The sequence below is a fragment of the Brevibacillus laterosporus genome, from assembly GCA_007833815.1.
Taxonomy (GTDB): domain Bacteria; phylum Bacillota; class Bacilli; order Brevibacillales; family Brevibacillaceae; genus Brevibacillus_B; species Brevibacillus_B laterosporus_D.
Map to the genome: position 1 here is coordinate 3,808,393 of CP033464.1, position 20,537 is coordinate 3,828,929.

Below are 20,537 nucleotides of genomic sequence, written 5' to 3' on the forward strand. Positions count from 1 at the left end.
TTAGGCTTATCGGTTTCGGCAAAGCGGATCAGTCGATCGGTTCGAATACGTTGGGTACGTAGAAGGTTCCATAGTGTCTGTAGTGCTTGACGTTGACCGCTACGTTAATGATGCAGTCTACTAGTAGTAACTAAGATTGTAAGGAATAGGAAGGAATTACAAATCGTATTATATACAATATTTACATAAAAATAAATACAATATTTACAAAAAAATAATTTGTTCATGTTTTTGTAAAAGAGATTTCTTCCTAACCCTGTCTTTAAACGTTCAATTTGTTAGTTAAATAATAGAAATGCCGATTCCCTGTATTAGAAGGAATCGGCTTCCACCGGAGACATAATACGCCAAGTTGATTTCGTGCTACTATTCGCTGGAAAATCCTCTCCCAATCCAAAAATATTTGTAAACGTAATCCGAATAAAAATTAACATATTGTGTTGTTTTATGTAAACAAAACAACACAAATAGATTTACATATAACGATGAAAAAACCACCCTGATTTATCCAAGGTGGTTTGACTATTTACATCGTTTTTGAGTTATCGTTTGAAGAAGATGTCGAATCAGTTTGATTAGATGGAGTCGATGATGCATTTGACTCTACTATCGGAGTCTTCTCAACTGAAGGATTGGGATCAGTCGCCTCCTGAGAATCGCTTGATGGCTCCATGACATGGGCCTTTTTCTTTTTGAAAATGTTCGTGACTACTTTAAAGATACCACCCAACACAAGAATTACAATAATCCATGCTTTTTTCAAAAATACAAGAATGAGTGCAAGAATACCTATTTTTTTGGCAACAGCCAATCCTAATCCACCCAGTACAAGTCCTGTCAAACCAAATTCAGCTAACTTGTCTGTCGAAGCATCATAGTCACTGTATCGATTTCCTTCTTTCAACTGGAACTGAGGCATAATTTGTTCAGTCAAAATCTTTTTATCCTGTGCCAATGTCGCTGGATCAGATACAAGAATAAAAGAAACATATCCTTTTCGTGTTAACATTTGCAAATTGTAGTTAATAATCGGGTTTTTCTTATTATCTTCGGCAAGCATTGACCATTGCAAGGTATGAGTCTTTGCGTCATAGGAAGGTGGAACGTGCCAACCCACTACATGAATTTGCTCTTCAGGCTTGCGGTCTTTGTTGTGCTCTTCTGTTCCTTCTTTGTAACTCTTTAGGATAGCATCTTTATCAATATTGTTTTGCTCATCATCCATGATGTGACCTACTTCATCATATTCCATTACTACGTACCAATTTTCTTTATCCGAAGTAGGGTACACACTTCCAATTTCGCGTGATGATGCTGAGTTCCCGAACTCTTTTTGGACCGTTATGGTATCTTCTTTGTTCAAATAAGTGAGCTGATCTGGGATTTTAAAAGTAGCTAATTTATCCCCTACATCAACTTTCGTCCCCCCACTCACCCATTTTAGATTCTCTACTGCATAGACCGAAGTAGTAAAAACGGTAATAAGTAAAACAAGAATGATTGAATAAATGCTTTTTGATCTCACTTGGTGGCCTCCATTGTTAAATTAGTTATATGCACAAACGTAATCTTAACAATTGATCTAATGGTGGTAAATGATATATTAGTTGGAAATAATTAAGCAGAAAGTCATAGGAAATCAGTAACTACCCATACAATTCTGATAAATATATTTTTTGCAAGAGCCTTTGGATACAAATTATATTTTTATATTTATTCCCTATAAATTCCATACTCCTTATGGTATGTTCTACTACAAATAATCGGTTTGGAAAAAGGGTGTACATACCTGTATGCCAACAACTAACCAAGTATCAAATATCGTAACTAATCTGGTATCCACTCATCTATGAAAAGATGTGGTACTAGGCCCGACATTTTTCTAATAGATTAACTATAAAAAAGGGTGTTAATAAATCTTCACACCTATTCTGCTAGGCATATGCTCTATCAAAAGCCCGAAAAGCGACAGTAGCCGTCAAGGGGAGGGGGGGGGGATTTTTGCTAAGCAAAAATCTAAAGGGGCTGCCTTCAGTCATATTTCATGACTTTGGGACAGCCCTTTGTATTATCATTTGAATATAACAATCAGCTATAATCGGTTCATTCTATGACTTGAGCTAACTCCGTGAAGATGACACCCAATGCAAAGGCTCCCGCGTCTGGATAGCCGAGGCTTCTTTCACCAACCGTTCCTGCCCGGCCCATTCTAGCGACAAGGGACTCCGTATGCTTCGCCCCTTGTACCGCGGCTTGGGCAGCTTTGACAGATGCTGTCTTGATATCATCGCCCGCTTTGGCGCTTTGCTCCCAAGAATCGGAAAATGGGGCAAGAGCGTCAATCAAAGTCTTATCGCCGACCACCGCTCCTCTTCCAAAGGATCTTTCTCCCGTGTCTTGGATACCTTTGACAACGGCCTTCATCATGCCAGCGAAATCTGCGACGGATAATTCGGTCTTGTCTCCGGCAAATTTACTTGCAGCTCGGAATGCCGATCCCCAGATAGGTCCGGAAGCCCCACCACAATGCTCCATAATGACCAAAGAGCACGCAGTCAGAAAGTCCTCTATATTTGCTGCATTGTGTTCAGTAATTTCCCGCCACTCATTTTTCAATTGTTTGAAGCCTTTTGCCACGCTCATGCCAAAATCTCCATCGCCCGCATGAGAATCCAATTCACAGAAAGGAACTTCATTCTCTATAATAACTTCACTCATCTTATCAATCAGATATATCAGATTGTTTAACGAGAATGTATTCTTATCAATCGTTGCATATTTCTTATCCGTCTCGCATCGATAAGATACAGCTCGATTCTCTTGCGAATCGAATGCTGCTTCTTCAACACACAGCGGTGTGAACGGTTGGGTAACTTGAAGCGCAGGAGTATCGCAGGTTGCCTCCAAATAATGTTTTAATTGATTGTCTAATTTAATAATCGACACGGAAGCCCCTTCCATGTCTATGCTTGTCATGTAGTTGCCGACGAATACTTTAAAGATGGACACGTTGCTGTTGTTGATTTCTCGAACAACCGCGTTTGCCAACAAATACAATTCTTGCAGCGGAGATCCACCGAATCCGTTAATCAAAACGCCGATTTCTTGTTGTGAATCGTCGCTTATTTTCATATCGCGGAACAAATCCGTTACCATTTTCTTTGCCAGCTCATTGGCGGATACAATCTTTTCTCTGCGGATTCCGGGCTCGCCGTGAATACCTACACCATACTCGATCTCATCCTCATTCAGTTCGAAAGTAGGCGTCCCTTTAGCCGGAACCGTACAAGACGTAAGCGCAAAACCAATGCTTCTTGTATTATCTATTGCCTTCTGAACAATTTCCTTTACTTCTCTTAATTCTTTTCCCTCTTCCGCGGCAGCACCGGCAATCTTATGAACGAATACGGTTCCGGCAACTCCCCTTCTTCCTACCGTGTACAGACTGTCTTCCACCGCGATATCGTCATCGACTTTGACATAATCGACAAGCAACCCGTCTTCGCCTGCAAGATGTGCCGCGTTTTTAAAATTCATAATATCTCCGCTGTAATTTTTGATGATCAACAATGTGCCTTTTTTACTAGCGGAAGCTTTGATCGCTTGATAAATCTGAATCTGAGATGGGGAAGCAAATACATCCCCGCAGACCGCAACATCTAACATCCCTTTCCCGACAAATCCGGCATGTGCAGGTTCGTGTCCGCTTCCGCCGCCGCTAATAAGCGTTACTTTGTTTTGTTGGATTTGCTTTTTCTTAATAATCTTATATTTACTGTTAAACTCCAGATCCGGATGTGCAAGTACGATCCCGCTACACATTTCTCTTACCAGCGTCTCCGGCTTATTTATAATTTTCTTCACATTACTCACCCTTTTTCTTAAATTCCTGTCCAATTAGATCTGCTACCATAATAGCAGCTACTACATCTTCTTCACTCACCGGAAAAGGCATGGAATGAATAGACTCTTCCAGTATACAGGCTTTCTGGGCGACATTCAGCAACTCTAGTCTGGTGACATTCGTTACGCCGATATCGGAGAGACACACCGGAAGACCTACACTTACACAGAAACTCAATACCTCGTTTATTTCATCCGTACTTGCATTTTCAAGGACTAATTGAACAAGCGTAGTAAATGCAACTTTCTCACCATGATAATACGAATGGGTTCCTTCCAACGCGGTTAAGCCATTGTGAATGGCGTGTGCAGCTGCCAGACCGCCGCTTTCAAACCCTAAACCCGACAAAAGGATGTTCGTTTCGATAATATTTTCAAGCGCTGGAGTAACGACATTGGAATCACAGGATATTTTAGCTGTAAGGCCGTCTTCAAGGAGCGTTTCATAGCAAAGCTTGGCAAGGGCAAGAGCTGCTTTCGTTCCTATAGCTGGCTGACCGACTCCACCATTTGCTCCGCAAGGCAGTCCTGCATTCACATGGGAATAAGAGTTGGCGGTTGCTCTCGCCTCAAAGTAAGTAGAAAGCGCATCCCCCATGCCTGCTACAAGAAAGCGTGTAGGCGCATTGGCAATAACGTTCGTATCAACCAACACTACACTTGGACTTTGTTTAAAATAGGCATAATCATCAAACTCTCCCTCCTGAGAATAAAGAACCGCAGAATGGCTTGTCGGTGCGTCCGTCGCTGCAATTGTCGGCACAATAATTAACGCATCGCCCTCTGCTACACACTTCGCGGTATCTATCGCTTTACCTCCACCTAATCCAATGATGCAAGGACAAGCATGTTCCTTAGCAAGCTGTTGCAATCTATGCACTTCGCTCCGGGAACACTCTCCATTGAAACCGCTCTCAATTATAGTTACTCCAAATTGTACCATGGTATGTTCCAGTTTCTCTTTTACACGTGTTACGTCATCTTTATGAGCAATAAGAAGAGCCGAATCACCAAATGTCTTGATGAAATACCCCAGATTTACTATTTCATTTTTACCCTGAACATATTTGGATGGACTAATAAAAGCTTTTCTCATGTGAGTAATCCTCCTCTGTACTATTTGTATTCCCATTCATTATAGATCCATCTTCTACAAATATCATTGAACTATTCACTCCAAATAAAGCTCTTTCTCATCGTATTATCTTTTCCTGCAAGCAGAAAAATGGTATTATCTTGTCCTGCCATCCGATTATTATGCTATAATAAGTTACAAAAGGAGAATTGATCACATGACCTTGCATTTCAAATTGGACAAAATTATGGATCTGGAAAAGTGGCAGAAGCTGCAGGACTCTCTCTCCCTGGTGACTAAAATGGCCATTATAACAACCGACTACAAAGGCGTGCCGGTAACGCAGCACAGCCAATGCCAGAGCTTCTGTCAGGCGATACGAAAAGACGGCCCATTGTCCGAATACTGCCAGAAATGTGATGCAAGAGGCGGTCTTGAGGCTGTGCGACTGAATCAACCCTATATCTACCTTTGCCATTTTAATATTATTGATATTGCCATCCCTATTATTGTCCATAATCAGTACATTGGGGCTATTATGGCGGGACAGGTAAAATTGCGCGATAATCCGATGGAGCTCGAACAAATTGTAACTCGGCCAACAAATGCCGATACCCATAAAAAGTTCCTCGACTTGGAACAAGACTATGCTTCTCTCCCAGTTCTGTCCTATGACGAAATAACAACCATTTCTGAAATGCTGTATCATTTATGCAATTATATTGTGGAAGAGGCTATAAATAAAAATTCAATGATCGATATGTACCGTCATGCGTTAACAACGGACCAGCCTGTTTTTGATTCTATTGCCGAGCACTCGTACCGCAATATTCAAACCATAAAAAAAGAGCTGGAAAATACACTTATTGATAGCCAGATCATAAAAATGTCTAACCATAAAAGGATTTCTTCCAACACCATTCTTCAACCGGCTTTTGATTATATCTATGCTCACAAAAATGAAAACATCAAATTAACGGACATGGCCGATATTTGCCATGTAAGCCCAAGCTATTTCAGTCGTATGTTCACGAAGGAAACCGGGGAGAATTTTTCCGTGTTCATTCCACGCTTGAAGATGGAGTGGGCCAAACAAATTCTAGAGACAACCGATCTGTCCATCTCTCAAGTCAGCAACGAATTGGGATTCAGCGAACCTAGCTACTTTATCAAAACGTTCAAAAAATTTGAACGGATAACGCCTGCCGTCTATCGTAATATTTATCAGTAATAGGGGGATGAGTTAGGGAATAAATTTCTTCACATAGAGTTCACCGTTCCATTCATCCGGCAATGGTTCTTCTTTGTCGAAATGACATTTAAACCAATTTCTGAGTTCCCAGTATCTAATCCATTTAGGAAGAGGCTTGAATTGAATACTTTTTCGAGACAGCAACTCAGATTCCTTTGCCAGGCTCTAGCTAAGGATTAAAACAAGTATTTCATATGGATCAGATGTAAAAACGTCCAGTTCATAGAAAAAGAGCCTGATTTACCCCTTTTTTGGGCACCAATCAGCTCTTTTCTCTTTATTATTTTACTCTCTATCAGCTACATTCTTCTCCTTCATTCTACTAAAAATTGATGCCAATACAGAGCCTGAAATATTGTGCCAGACACTAAAAATAGCACTTGGAACTGCTGCTAAGGGAGAAAAATGTGCCGTTGCAATCGCGACTCCTAGACCCGAATTCTGCATACCTACTTCCATGGCAACTGCTTTTTGCTTAGCTAGATCCATTCCACATAGACGAGCAAATAAGAATCCCAACAGAAAACCAAGTACGTTATGTAGCACCACAACAGCAAAAATCATTACACCTGCCGAAGCTAGTTTAGCCTGGTTCCCTGCAACTACGCCGCAGATGATCATTACAATTGCCACTACGGAAACCAATGGCAATGCTTTCACGCTTGCGGCTGCCTGTTTTCCAAAAAATTTTTTCACTAAAAACCCCAAGGCTAACGGAATGATAACCACTTGAATAATAGAATAAAATAAGGACCAGATATTAATATCTACCCATTTACTTGCCAACAGTAAAATTAAAAACGGTGTAACGATAGGAGCAAGTAGTGTTGAGACAGAAGCGATTGCTACAGCAAGAGCCACATCCCCTCTTGATAAAAAGACCATCACATTGGAGGCAGTGCCGCTTGGACAGCACCCTACCAAAATTACTCCAACTGCAATTTCTGGCGGCAAATCTAAGAAATAAGCTAATAAAAATGCCAATAGTGGCATCACAAGATAATGCCCAACAACGCCCAATGCAACATCTTTTGGACGACGAAACACTTCTTTAAAGTCAGAAGCAGATATGGTTAAACCCATGCCAAACATCACGATTCCTAGCAACGGAATAACATAAGCTCCAATCCATTTAAAATGCTCTGGATATACATACGCAATAACGGAAAATAACAGTACCCACACTGTAAATGTCTTCCCTGCAAAAGAACTGATTTTCTCCACAACTCCCATAATAAAGCCTCCCTGTTGTCTCTATCTGTATTTTCTACATGAGTTCATATAGCTCACGCATGGGTCTGAGGATATTTTGTTTAATACTTGTTTCAAGTTTTTCTTGATTCCCAGTTCGTAACGCCTGAATAATGTGCTCATGTTCATCAACGGAAGCTACATTCATCGCATAAGTTTGCTTTAAAAACACATATTTAAACCGGCGAATATGATTTTGTAACGAAATATGAAACGACGTCAAATATGGATTGTCAGCTACATCCGTGATCAAATTGTGAAATTGCTCGTCATACTCCATCGCTTGATAAGGCTCTCCTCTACGGATCGCCTCTGCAAATTTTGCATTCCATTCTTGTAACTGTTCAATATGTTGAGGCACGAAATGTACGGAAGCAAAATCAGCTGCCAAGGCATGTAACGTAGCAAGCGTCGGATATACTTTTAAGATATCTTCCTTCTCAATATGGGTGACTCTGGTATCTTTTCCTGGTTGCATCTGAACTAAACCCTGTACTTCTAGTAATTGCAAAGCTTCTCTGACAGGTGTCCTACTCACGCTCAACGCTTCAGCCAGCTGGACGTCTACCAATTTTTCACCCGGCTTTAGTGTTCCATCTATAATCCATCTCCGAATGTGAGAGAAGGCACGATCTTTGGCTGACACTCGAATAGGAGCTACATAATTTCTAGGAATTGGCATGTCTTCCCTCCTTTTCAATATGTAATATATCGCATACACCCTCAAAGTTCAACGGAATTTTCAATCTATTTATACTTCCAAATTATACAAAAGGACCATAGTTGGATTTTACATTCCAACCATGATCCTTTTCGTTAGCTTCCATTTGCACGTATTTGGCCTAGTTCGCCATTTAAATGCTCTTACTCACAAGATGTGTCTTTTACACGTTGGTTCAAGAAATCAAAATCTTGATCATGCAACGGCTCCACTTTCCCTTTTTGATAGCCACTTCCCTTTGTGGAGAAGAAATCATGCGTACTCGTTTCTGTACGAATACCGTTTAACACAACAGGATGAACTTCTTCTTCTTCAAATAGTTGTTCTAATCCCAGGTTCATGAGAGCTTTGTTAGCATTATAACGAATATATTTTTTCACTTCATGTGTCAGACCAATTGAATCATACAGCGTTTCTGTATACTCTAATTCATTTTTGTATAGGGATTGAAGAAGCTCATCAACAAACTGGGTTGCGTGATGTTGTTCATCTTCTGTTAATCTAGCATAAACTTCTTGTGCTAATAACCCAACAAACACACCATGCACACTCTCATCACGAATAATCAGCTTGATAATCTCTCCGCTGGCAACCATTTTCCCTTGACCAGCTAAAAATAACGGATAGAAGAAACCAGAATAAAACAGGAAGCTTTCTAAGAAGACAGACGCTACCATCGCTTTATATAAGCTCATATCATCGCCATCTTTGATATTTCTGTAGATATCATCAATAACTGCTGTTTTATATTGCAAATGTTTATCTTCTTTTACCCATTGAAAAATTTCGTGAATCCGCTCTGAACTTGCTACTGTTGTAAAAATAGTGCTATAGCTCTTAGCATGAATCTCTTCCATCGCCGCCTGGAAAATCAGAATTGCTTTCTTTTGTTTTTCTTTAACATGCTGTGCAATCATCGGCATGCCAACATTTCCTTGCTCGGTATCAAGCAACGTTAATCCACCTAATACCTTCATATACGTATCACGTTCATTCTCAGTTAAGTTCGTCCATGATTTTAGATCCTTCGAAATCGGAATCTCTGTATCTAACCAGAACTGGGATGTATTTTGCGTCCATAACATCTCCGTATACTGGGTTTCCGGTTCATTCCAGTTCACTGCTTCGAATTTAGACATTGCCATGCTCCTCTCTTATACGCTGCAACTAACGCATTCCTCGATGGTTTTTTTCTTCGTACGAGTATAATACAGCGTCTTCAAGCCTTTTTTCTGAGCATAGATATAATACATAGCCAAATCTCGTGTGGTCGCATCATCTTTTACATACAGAATGGTAGAAATCGCTTGATCAATATGCACTTGTACTTCTGCAACGAGATCGATGACATTGAACATGTTCATATCATACGCCTCTTTATAGTAGAAGAAATTCTCATCATCTAAGAATGGCATCGGGTAAATGGTTTTGGAATCACCATATTCGCGCTCCTCAATACGTTGCGTGATCGGTGCAATAGACGCCGTTGAAGATTGCAGGTATGAGATGGAACCCGTAGGAGCAATCGCTAATCGATACGCATGATAGAGTCCGTAGGTTTGTACCTCATCTTGCAAACGGGCCCAATCTTCCTTCGTTGGAATGTGGTGGCCTTCGAACAACTGTTGAATTTTTTCATTTTTTGGTGAGTAATCATGTTGTTGATAACGTTCAAAATAAGCACCAGATGCATATTCACTACGCTCAAAGTCTACAAAAGTAATTCCGCGCTCTTTTGCAATAAGCATAGATCGTTCTAGCGAATAAAAATTCAAGATCATGAAGAATGTACGTACAAAATCAATAGCTTCCTTTGATTCATAAGAGATTTTATTTTTAGCAAGATATCCGTGTAGATTCATGGCTCCTAAGCCAACAGAATGAAGCTCGCGATTTGCTTTTGCCACAGATGGAACAATAGAAATATTTGTACGGTCAGTAACTTCGGTAAGAGCATCCATTGCTAAATGAATCGTTTCTCGCATTCTCTTATTGCTCATTACATTTACTATGTTAAGCGAGCCTAAGTTACAAGAGATATCTCGATTAATAACATCGTCTACTCCATAATCATTAATGTTGGAAACTTCACTAAGCTGAGCTATTTCGCTACACAGATTAGAGAATTTAACTCGTCCGATCTCTTTTAATGCGTGATATTCATTAGCATTATCGACATACATAATATATGGATAACCAGACTCCATCTGGATTTGAGCCAATTTCATTATCAGATCTCGTGCTCCGATTTTTTTCTTGCGGACACGTGGGTTATTAACCAACTCTTCATACATGATACCCATATCCATATCGTCTAGATGCTCACCATACTCTCGGAACACCGTGTGTGGATAGAACAAGTACATGTCTTTATCTTTTTCTACCAAGTCAAAGAATTTATTAGGAGCAACAACGCCAAGTGACAAGGTTTTAATCCTGATTTTCTCATCGCTGTTGATTTTTTTCGTATCTAAGAATTCTTGAATATCTGCATGGAAAATATTGAGATAAACAACACCACTACCATCGCGTTGACCTAGTTGGTTCGCGTATGAGAACGCATCTTCAAACAGCTTCATGACAGGAAGAACCCCACTTGCCTTACCGTCTAATCCTTTGATCTGTTCTCCTGCTGCACGGATTTTGCTTAGATTTAAACTCACTCCGCCACCAATTTTGCTAAGTTGTAAGGCTGAATTGATAGAGAAACCAATCGAATTCATAGAATCATCTACCTCAAGTAAGAAACAGCTAACCAGTTCTCCACGTCTTTTCTTACCTGCATTTAAGAAGGTAGGAGTAGCTGGCTGATATTCTTGCGAGATTAATAGATCTGCATATTGTAGAGCTTTTTCGCTGTCTCCCTTTGCTAGAAATAGAGCAACTACAGCTATCCGATCCTCATAACGTTCAAGGAATTTGCTTTCATCATTTGTTTTCATCGCATAGTTATGATAGAACTTGAATGCGCTCATAAAGGAAGGGAAACGGAATTTTTTATCATATACGTAGCGATAGACTCGTTCGATATCAGCGAATTCATAGCCTTCAAACACTTCAGCCTCATAATAGTCATTTTCAATCAAATAATTAATTTTCTCACGTAGGTTATGGAAAAAGACCGTATTCTGATTTACATAATCAACGAAATAGCTCTTCGCAGCCTCTAAATCTTTATGAAACTGAAATTTCCCGTCTTTCTTCACCATAATTTCGTTGTTCAACGTGATCCATTGTGGTAGTTGCGTGGACAAAGTGAAATACCTCCTGCTTAAAAGTTTCTACATCTCTTCTGGTACCGCTCAATTCAAATTTCATTACTAATGGCACATTGTATTGTTCGGCAATTTGGTCAGCTGCTAGTCCATAGCGAGTTCCCCAATTCATGTTCCCGCTAGTTGCAACTCCCTTCATCCATTGAGAATGTTGAGATAGGAATTGTTGTGTCGTTTCAGGAACTTGTCCAAATCCCGTTGTATAAGTAATCAGAATGAAAGGTTCGTTTATGACGACATCATCGGAAATTTGTATACAGCGAAAATCTAGTTTTTGGACGAAGCGTTTCACATTCCCTGTTTTGGAATCATATACGATCAGCATCAATGTACCCCCCTTTCATGTATAAAGGACATATGATGGTAATAGGCTGACTGCTGATAATTGCCACTTTTTGCCAATATAAAAAGCTCATCCCTTCATGGGTGAGCTCTAAAACGGCACAACAAAAGAAAAAATAGCAAACTAAAGAACCGCTACTATTTAATCCCCGTACCGTTTCAACTTCCCATTCCCCGAAGATGTGAAACTAAGAGAATGGGCAGGTCTACTGACTTGTGTTTCACTTTACTTTGAGCCCTTCCCATATAAGTTGCCTGAAAGACATGCCTATACAGTGGTATGCTCATTTCATCCACACTTACAGTTGCGGGGACAGCTCTGGAATTACACCAGATTCCCTATTAAGTCGCAAAATGACACCTAATTCTCGGCAGCAAAGTAACTTTTATCAGTATGTAGTATATTAAATTCATATAAGACACTAAATGTAGTCTTGTCACCTAGCATACAATGTTTCTATCAAAAGAGCAAGACGCAAAGTGCCTACAAACAAAAAATAAAATCCGATCACCCCACAGCAGACAACTAGGTATATTACTAGCAAAATTAGTAACTCTATACCTTTTTCTATTCAATAAAATGATGGTTCTCGCGTATATTCTACAACTTTGCAAAAGGTTTTATTATAAAACGACACAAAAATAGAATATAGCTTGTTAAATAAGAACAAGCGTTCTATAATAAGATATACCCATGTATGAGGACAAAGTGATTTTATAACGATGAAACAACGGATAAGGTGGTCTTTCTCATGTCTGTAACAAAACAACGGGATACCGTACAATTAATTGAAAGAATCCCTTCTTTTCCTTGGTATGTAGAAAAATATGTCGACCATAAAAGATCGAAACGCGCTTCTGTCTCTACTCTACTCGGTTATCTGCGCGATTTTGAGTTCTTTTTTCGCTGGCTTATGGCAGAGGGTCTCTCCAAAGCCCCACAGATGAACGACATTGCCCTCAATGAGTTAGAGAGTTTGCGTAAAGAAACAGTAGAATCCTATCTCCTCTACTTACAGGATTCTCATCTATTTGAGCGTTCATTGTTGTTAACAAAGCCGACCAAAAGCGCTAAAAAAGAATATAGCGATTTGACAATATCTCGCAAGCTGTCTAGTTTAAAGTCTCTTTTTTACTATCTATCTGCGCTCTCAGAAGATGAACATGGTGAATCATATTTAAAGCGTAACGTGATGGCAAAAATTGAGTTACATGTGGAAGAGGTTACACCACTCGCTCGTGCAAATGCTATCCGTTCCAAAATATTAGTAGATGACGAAATACAGAAGTTCGTTGATTTTGTCTACCATGGATACTTGCAGTATTGTGATACCAAGAAAAAATTAAATTTTCATTACCGGAATCGCGATCGAGATGTAGCTATTATCGCGCTAGTCCTTTCAGGAGGATTTCGTGTATCGGAAATAGTAAATTTAAACCTCCAAAACGTGGTACTCGAGAAAAATCAGGTCTTGATGATTCGAAAAGGAAAAAAAGAGGACGCCCCCTTCTTCAGTGATTGGGGAAAGGAATATTTGCTTCGTTATATGAACACACGTCAGAAATATCAACCTCCTGCTAGTGAGGATGCTTTATTTCTAACGATATCGCCCACAAAGCCAATCGGTCACCGTATTGATTTACGCTCCGTTCAGAAACTAGTAAAAAAATATGGAAATGCTTTTGGAATGCCAGACATTTCTGTCCATAAGTTACGCCATAGCTTTGCTACCCAATTTTTGCGTCTAAACCCTGATCCCCATCAACTTCAAGCTCAATTGGGCCATTCAAAAATAGATACCACGATGCAGTATGCGCATGTTCTTGATGATGCTTTGAGTAAAGCAGTAAATCGAACGACTAGTAAATTATAAAGAAAAGACCTTCTCCTCGTGTGACAAGCCTACAAGCCATATTCACTCCGATCATACAAAAAAGCAAGCAACATTCTTCGAATAATGTTGCTTGCTTTGCTTACAATCATGGGTTCAATCTATTCCTCTTCTTGCATTGCGTACCAATTTTCATAAAGCTGTTTGATCTCTAGTTCTTGTTCCGTTATCAGATTCTGATAGCGAATGAGTTGTACATAGTCGTCCTTAACTAGCTCCATCTCTTGCTGCCATTGCTCACATTGCTCTTCTTTCTGAGCGATCTCTGTTTCTAATTGTTGAAGCTTAAACGAATTCATTTTTGTCACTCTGTGTTTAGTAAGGGGTTTTGTTTGTGCCAGACTTTTACTCTCTGTTTGGATAGTAGATTTCCCAATTTTTACAGATTCAACATGAGTATGAGCTGCTTGTTTTACTTGATGTATCTGTTTTTCTGACTCTATCTTGTTCCCCTGTTGTGACTGATAATTACGATTTGGCTCTTCAATCTGCAATCGCTTTAAGCATGTACTTTTCTGCTTGTCGTTTCCCATTTTATTATTTTCATACAACTGTTGTTTTTTACGCTTTTCTCTTGCTTCTTCATAGGTTCCTTCATAATGTATCAGTTGTTGGTTATCAATCCAGTAGACACCTTCTACCATCTTCTGTAAGAAATATCGATCATGAGACACGATTAAGAGCGATCCTTTGTAATGAAGTAAGGCTTCTTCCAACGTCTCTCGGGCTTCGATATCTAAATGGTTAGTTGGCTCATCTAGTATAAATAGATTAATGTCTTGATTCATTAATTGAGCCAACCGCAGTCGCATCCGTTCTCCTCCACTTAGCTGACCCACTCGTTTAAACACATGCTCTCCATAGAACAAAAAACGAGCCAGCATATGTCTAGCTTGAGCTTCTGTCACAATGGCGGCTTCCCTAAAGGCATCAATGACACGTCGGCTAGGGTCTCCTTCCAGTGCCTGTTGAGATAAATACCCAACCTTTACTTGGCTCCCTAGCATTACACGACCTGCATCTGGCTCTACCTCTCCTAGTACCATTTTAATGAATGTGGATTTGCCACTACCATTGGAACCAAGCAGTGCTTTCCGTTCACCATACCGTAGGGAGAAATTCGCTTCTTGTAATAAACAAACTTTCCCGAAAGCTTTTGTCACATTATTAATTTGTATGACATCCCGACCGCTTCGGTCTGTTTTTTGAAAATACAAATCCATCTTGTCTGCTTCCAGACGTGGACGTTCGATTTTCTCCATTCGTTCCAATGCCTTTTCCATACTTTTGGCCCGACGATGAAAAGAATCATTGGGAGGATTAGCTTGATTTCCCCATTCACGTAATCGTTTAATTGCTTCTTTCATTTTCTTGATTTTCTTTTGTTGTTCTTGATAATCAGCGAATTGTCGTAATACACGTTCCTCTTTTTCTTTCACAAAAACACTGTAATTACCTTGATAGGTTTGCAATTCACCACTATCTACTTCCCATATACTCGTAGCCACTGCATCCAAAAAGTAGCGGTCATGAGAGATTAGCAAAATCGTACCTGGATATTCACGTAAAAATTGCTCTAACCACTCCATTGATTCCACATCGAGATGGTTAGTAGGCTCATCTAAGAGGAGTACATCACTTTTTTCACATAAAATTTTAGCCAAGCCAATTTTCGTCTTTTCTCCTCCACTTAACTGCGAGAAGGGAGTGTCAAGTAACGAAGATGACAACCGAAGACCATCTACTACCATTTGAATCCTAGCTTCCACCATATATCCGTCTAGTTGCTCAAAGGTATCCTGCAAGCGTTGATAGCGAAATAATAATTTGTTCTGTTCTTCTGTCGATAATTTTTGATACTCATCTATATTTGACATGAGTTGTTGGCACGATTGTATGGACCACTCTATTTCTTGCACCTTAGAAAAAGCACTTTGTATCACATTGCGCCCTGTCCATTCCCTTGGGTACACAGGCTGCTGTGGTAAATAAGCAAATGTGGCATCTTTAGCTCGAAAAATAGAGCCTGAATCTGGGGTATCTAGCCCTAGTAACAAGGTGCAAAGTGTGCTTTTTCCAGCTCCATTTGGCCCAACAATTCCTATACGTGACATTTGATTTACCTCGCAAGAAATTTCAGTTAAAACCAAATTGGCTCCGAATGATTTTGAAATAGAATTAGCAGCTAGAACGATCATGATCTATTTCCTCCTTGGAAATCGGCCCCCACAAACGTTACACAAGCGAATACAAGCCTCTTGGATCATCCCATACATGATTATAACTGGTGCGTTTTACCAGTACAAAAAACCACAGGCACCTACCACCTGTGGCATCTTTTCCTCTTAATGTAATTCGATCATCATGATCGAAAAATGGAAGGGAGGTTATGCATGCAAGGTACGCGTTAATGGAAACCGTTCGTATTTGTTAGTAGAGTTAAAAATGGACAGACTTCTCCCGTTGTTGACGAAATCATGTGTTTGACTGGACATTTCTACCACAAACCACGCTTGAACAGTTCCTGACATGTACCTGCACCTCCTTTTGCAAACTTTTCCATAGTATAGCGTCTGGTCTATAAATTGTAAAGCATCTTTTTCCAACCGTTACTCCATTACGCTTTGGGGATCAATCATCGCTTTACTTGTGTCTTGTTCTGCTAACCTTTGCAATATTCTCCGCTTCTTGTATAACATCTGACCTGTCATTGCTATGTCAGCAATCTGTGTTCGATTGGTATATGCACCAAAAAACATACCAGCTATTGGGATTAACTGAAATAATTTTTTCCAAGCCATATTATCCATATATGTCAAACTAACTTCGCGCCAACCTTGTAGCTGAGCTATGACTTCTTGATGTTTTTCTCCTTGATCAAAATAGGCCAGCTCTTCCAAAATTGCCTTTTTTCCAACAACATCTGCGGAAGTAAATTGTAGACATTTGATAATAAAAACACGCTCTACCTTGTCATGAGGGTCATATCCATAAGTAAGTGCCATTTCCTGCAACACTTTTAAGGAAAGGCCAATGACAATTGGTATGTCTATCGCAAGTGTAAACATACCGCCAAATCCTGTTGTAGCCCCTTGAACCATCGCAACATTAGTGCGCGATTCTGTTAATTGAATGGCTACTTGATCCATTTCTTGTAAGGCTCTAACCTGCACTTGTTCAATCCTATTGGGAGAGTTGCTAAATCGATTCCAAACATCTTGATTTTTGATAAGGTATTTGCCACCCGTCTGTATATAGGCGCCCATTTCGTTTATCAAATCCCCCACTTTTTCCTTTAATGCCTTTGGGACAGTGCGATCTAGCCATACAAACGGAAGTCGACCTATTTTCTCCCAGAACCATAAATCCTTTTGATCTTGCTCCCACGTCTCAATGGTACGTAACTGTTGCTGCAAGTCCTCTATGCTCTCCATGAAATATGCACCCTTTCACAATGCTTGTCCCCCTGCATTTACCATTCATCAGATCAGGTAGCTAAACGACAAACCGCCTCATACAAATACTCTACACCTATACAAATATCTGATACCTCGGCCCACTCACTGGGATGATGGCTAACCCCATCTTTACAACGAACAAATAACATACCCATTTCCGTTACTTCAGACATGATCATCGCGTCATGACCTGCTCCACTAAACATCTCTGGAAACTCCACAGTTCTTTTCAAGCCAATTTCACGAAACATCTGTACAAGTTCAGTGGAAGCATCCGCTTGTTTGATCGTTAGTAAATTTTCAATCTGATAATCTAGCCCGCGTCGTAAGGATATTTCTGAAAGCAAGGCGTCCAAATCGGTCAAAATCTGTAACAACCGTTGATCATCTATATCTCGAATATCAATTGTGAATTCAACAGAACCTGGAATAACATTGCAAGCACCCGGTTCCAGCCCGAAAGTCCCCACAGTCCCAACGGTAGGTTTACTACTATCAGCACTACATAGTTTTTCCAACCCTACTATTGCTTCGGCTGCACCCATCATTGGGTCTTGACGCATGTTCATCGGTACAGTACCAGCATGACCAGACTGGCCAGCCAATTTGATTTTAATCAATTGCACACCCATAATGCTTGTAACAATCCCTACAGGCTCATTGACTGCTTGCAGGTAGGGACCTTGTTCAATATGTAGCTCTAGATACGCTTTTATATCCTCAGGACTCCGCATATCTGATGTTCGTTTTTGAGACGGAAAGCCACATTGCTGTAAAGCCTCTGATCTTGTCACACCTTGCTCGTCACGTCTAACTAAATCTTCTGGAATAAGCTTTCCCCACATCCCCCTGCTACCAAAAAATCCATCTGAAAAACGAACTCCTTCTTCATCACAGAAGGCAACTACTTCAATAGGATGCTCATGCTGCACGTTATTTTCGGTCAAGACCTGTACAACCTCAATTCCACCAATGACTCCGACAGTGCCATCGAATCTACCACCGTTAGGAACCGAATCGATATGAGAACCTAGCATTACCGCAGGTGCATGAGGATTGATCCCTTCTTTTCTACCAATCAAATTCCCAAAGCAGTCTTGTCGAACATACATTCCTGCTTCTTTCATCCAGCTAGCAACCATACTTTGGGCTAACATATCTTCATTTGTCAAAGCTAGTCTAGTAACTCCCTTTTCAGAAGTCCTACCAATTTCGCCTAATTGTCGCAACCTACTGTCAATTCTTTGTTCCTTTATCTTTACGTATGAACCCAGATCGGGTTTCTGATTTTTATAGGTATCCATAACAACAAATCTCCTCTATCTAGATGGAATGTGTATCTTTTGTAGTAGTAATCTGATTATTATTTCATGGAATTGATTTTTTGACTATCTAGAAAAGGCTACTCTCCCTCTTGAAATACCAGGTAAAAGAAAAAAGACGCTTTGAAATTTCGTCTGCTTAACAAAAAAGCCGATCCCCTTCTGTTACAGGATCGACCCTCTATTAGAAATAAGATATTTTTTCAGCAGCTTATTCCATTCTACAGACTCAGGATATTCAATTGGAGCTTTTCCATCATTTTTACCGTCTTCTGAGCAAAACATTAGATGCTTATTATCTCCATCCACAATGAATAGCAAGCTTTTGGCATGCAGGAACGATATTTTTGGTTGCTTGCTCCTATTGGAATTCCACTGCAAGACCTTCCTTTTCCGCCTTGGCAGCTGCTTCATTCCTTTCATCAAAACGCATTACATACCCCGAACTCTCTATAAGTTTATTTGTCAGAGTGACAACAAGTTCCTGCAAACTTTTTTATCAGTAATCCCTCCCTTTTCCGGAATCCCCCAAGTCGATCAATCCCTCAGGATAGGGTTCAAAAAAGCGTTGTCGTAACAAATACTCTTGTTCATACCTGTAAACCCATGATTTTAAAAGACTAGTCATACTACTTAATGGCAATTTCCTCTCTCGATACCTACTTAGTAAATGCATAAAGTGTTCCTTTTCCTTCGAGGACAGCTCCTTACTAAAATAGCCCATAATATGCTGGCAGACATTAATATTGGAAGTATATCGAGCTGTACGCTTAAACATGTTGGGTAACAGTTTAGCATACTCATCCCAGACCTGCTTTTCTGTTTTTTTGTCGTGGTTTGCAACGATTTTCCCCAGCTCTTTAGTAAGCTTTTGATTATATGACATAAATAAATACTTGTTTTCAGCATGAAATTGAATTAATTTTTGAATAGTAGGCGCCATTTGCATATGGCGAAAATAAGCTTGCGTAAACAGCTTCGTAAAAAAGTGTTCTCTAATGGTAAAATTTTTTAACCTACCTTCTTCTTCAATAGCGGCATGAGGAAAATATGCTTCCACCTTATTACCAAAAAAACCGGGACCGCTTTCTACGACAGGTGCCCTCTCCCAACCACTATATACTTTAACATCTTTTACTCCACAACTTGGCGAACGATTTTTCAAAATAAAACCATCTACTTCCCTCACATTTTGTAAAAAATGATCAGAAAAGGCATTCATCTGTGTACTAAGATCTACGCGTGTTGAAGGCTGTACTAGCCGGTGTTGCTCCCCTTCTTTGATGATTCGAATGGTTTCACGTGGAATACCCAGACCGATTTCTACCTCAGGACAGATTGGAACAAAAGTGACGTATGGAGTTAAACTTTGCACAGTGATATCAGAAAGAACAGCTCCATTGTAACGACACTCCGCGAATTCCAGGCATTTACTTACAACAACAATAGGTTTGATAGCTGTCTCCACACTCGCCCCTCCACTTGTTGGTAATCCGCCTTTATTTTATCCATTTTGTACCACACTATACGAACAACTTTTTCTTACAAAAGTGTAAGTTGGATGTAAGATAGATGCATTTTCCTGAATCTATAAACCAAGTAGACTGATTTCATCACTACTAGAAAAATTTTGGGAGGTACTTCGTGTCTATTAACAAATTTCTTATCATCCTAGCAGCCGTCGTAGCTAGTATACTCCTTATTCTGTTTGGTCTAAGAGGACAATCTGTCATGCTGGACAGACTCAACCCTACTATTCCGGTGAAGCCGTACTACACTGTCGTGGAGACTGACGGTAAACAACTAAACAATACACAATGGGAATATAAATTGATAGGATATGATGATAAAGGAGAGAAAAATACCTTTATTATGATTGCTTCTAAAAGTCTGCGAAAAGGGGCCTATTTAGAAGTTTATGCGAAAGGCTTAAATGGAAAAGGATGGACAGAGGTAACTCCGGCAGGTATCCCTGAAAAAGCACAGAAAAATCTGAGCTTCCTTATAGCTTTGGAAAGCAACAATACAAGATAATCATCCACACGA

Annotated in this window: 15 protein-coding genes and 1 riboswitch; of the genes, 3 read left to right on the forward strand and 12 right to left on the reverse strand. The window is 39.9% G+C overall.

Annotated features, from left to right (window positions below; genetic code table 11):
• Positions 1 to 526: 526 nt before the first annotated feature.
• The 3 genes from EEL30_18935 to EEL30_18945 form a co-directional block, all read right to left on the reverse strand.
• Positions 527 to 1,525: a DUF2167 domain-containing protein gene (locus tag EEL30_18935; protein QDX94177.1), complete on the reverse strand. Its 999-nt coding sequence runs from the start codon at positions 1,523 to 1,525 to the stop codon at positions 527 to 529.
• Between the two features lie 578 nt (positions 1,526 to 2,103).
• Positions 2,104 to 3,864, reverse strand: a complete 1,761-nt coding sequence (dhaK, locus tag EEL30_18940) for a dihydroxyacetone kinase subunit DhaK (GenBank protein ID QDX94178.1) — start codon at positions 3,862 to 3,864, stop codon at positions 2,104 to 2,106.
• 1 nt (position 3,865) lies between these two features.
• Complete coding sequence (locus tag EEL30_18945; GenBank protein ID QDX94179.1) at positions 3,866 to 4,999, reverse strand: glycerol dehydrogenase; 1,134 nt, start codon at positions 4,997 to 4,999, stop codon at positions 3,866 to 3,868.
• Positions 5,000 to 5,195: 196 nt separating this feature from the next.
• On the opposite strand from EEL30_18945, the gene EEL30_18950 reads away from it, so the two are divergent.
• The gene (locus tag EEL30_18950) at positions 5,196 to 6,209 is read left to right on the forward strand and encodes a helix-turn-helix domain-containing protein (GenBank protein ID QDX94180.1); all 1,014 of its coding nucleotides are present in this window, start codon (positions 5,196 to 5,198) and stop codon (positions 6,207 to 6,209) included.
• Between the two features lie 306 nt (positions 6,210 to 6,515).
• Here the strand turns inward: EEL30_18950 and EEL30_18955 are convergent, their stop codons facing one another.
• From EEL30_18955 to nrdI, 5 genes are all read right to left on the reverse strand, one after another.
• The gene (locus EEL30_18955) at positions 6,516 to 7,463 is read right to left on the reverse strand and encodes a bile acid:sodium symporter family protein (protein ID QDX94181.1); all 948 of its coding nucleotides are present in this window, start codon (positions 7,461 to 7,463) and stop codon (positions 6,516 to 6,518) included.
• Positions 7,464 to 7,497: 34 nt separating this feature from the next.
• The gene (locus EEL30_18960; GenBank protein ID QDX94182.1) at positions 7,498 to 8,163 is read right to left on the reverse strand and encodes a GntR family transcriptional regulator; all 666 of its coding nucleotides are present in this window, start codon (positions 8,161 to 8,163) and stop codon (positions 7,498 to 7,500) included.
• Positions 8,164 to 8,345: 182 nt separating this feature from the next.
• The gene (nrdF, locus tag EEL30_18965; protein ID QDX94183.1) at positions 8,346 to 9,341 is read right to left on the reverse strand and encodes a class 1b ribonucleoside-diphosphate reductase subunit beta; all 996 of its coding nucleotides are present in this window, start codon (positions 9,339 to 9,341) and stop codon (positions 8,346 to 8,348) included.
• A 15-nt stretch (positions 9,342 to 9,356) separates the two neighbouring features.
• Positions 9,357 to 11,456 carry a class 1b ribonucleoside-diphosphate reductase subunit alpha gene (gene nrdE / locus EEL30_18970; protein ID QDX94184.1) on the reverse strand — a complete coding sequence of 700 codons (2,100 nt, stop codon included), beginning with the start codon at positions 11,454 to 11,456 and terminating at the stop codon, positions 9,357 to 9,359.
• A complete protein-coding gene (nrdI, locus tag EEL30_18975; GenBank protein ID QDX94185.1) occupies positions 11,377 to 11,802 on the reverse strand; it encodes a class Ib ribonucleoside-diphosphate reductase assembly flavoprotein NrdI in 426 nt (141 codons plus the stop codon). The genes nrdE and nrdI overlap by 80 nt, the downstream gene beginning before the upstream one ends.
• A 198-nt stretch (positions 11,803 to 12,000) precedes the next feature.
• Positions 12,001 to 12,199: riboswitch (cobalamin riboswitch) on the reverse strand.
• 372 nt (positions 12,200 to 12,571) lie between these two features.
• On the opposite strand from nrdI, the gene xerS reads away from it, so the two are divergent.
• A complete protein-coding gene (gene xerS, locus EEL30_18980; GenBank protein ID QDX94186.1) occupies positions 12,572 to 13,693 on the forward strand; it encodes a tyrosine recombinase XerS in 1,122 nt (373 codons plus the stop codon).
• 119 nt (positions 13,694 to 13,812) lie between these two features.
• On the opposite strand, the gene EEL30_18985 is transcribed toward xerS, so the two are convergent.
• From EEL30_18985 to EEL30_19000, 4 genes are all read right to left on the reverse strand, one after another.
• A complete protein-coding gene (locus EEL30_18985) occupies positions 13,813 to 15,909 on the reverse strand; it encodes an ABC transporter ATP-binding protein (protein QDX94187.1) in 2,097 nt (698 codons plus the stop codon).
• 411 nt (positions 15,910 to 16,320) lie between these two features.
• Positions 16,321 to 17,145: an EcsC family protein gene (locus EEL30_18990; protein QDX94188.1), complete on the reverse strand. Its 825-nt coding sequence runs from the start codon at positions 17,143 to 17,145 to the stop codon at positions 16,321 to 16,323.
• 53 nt (positions 17,146 to 17,198) lie between these two features.
• Positions 17,199 to 18,473, reverse strand: coding sequence for a Zn-dependent hydrolase (locus tag EEL30_18995; GenBank protein QDX94189.1), 1,275 nt, complete (start codon positions 18,471 to 18,473; stop codon positions 17,199 to 17,201).
• Positions 18,474 to 18,990: 517 nt separating this feature from the next.
• Complete coding sequence (locus EEL30_19000; GenBank protein ID QDX94190.1) at positions 18,991 to 19,959, reverse strand: DUF1722 domain-containing protein; 969 nt, start codon at positions 19,957 to 19,959, stop codon at positions 18,991 to 18,993.
• 176 nt (positions 19,960 to 20,135) lie between these two features.
• Between EEL30_19000 and EEL30_19005 the strand changes: the two genes are divergently transcribed.
• A complete protein-coding gene (locus EEL30_19005) occupies positions 20,136 to 20,525 on the forward strand; it encodes a YxeA family protein (GenBank protein ID QDX94191.1) in 390 nt (129 codons plus the stop codon).
• The last annotated feature ends 12 nt before the right edge of the window (positions 20,526 to 20,537 follow it).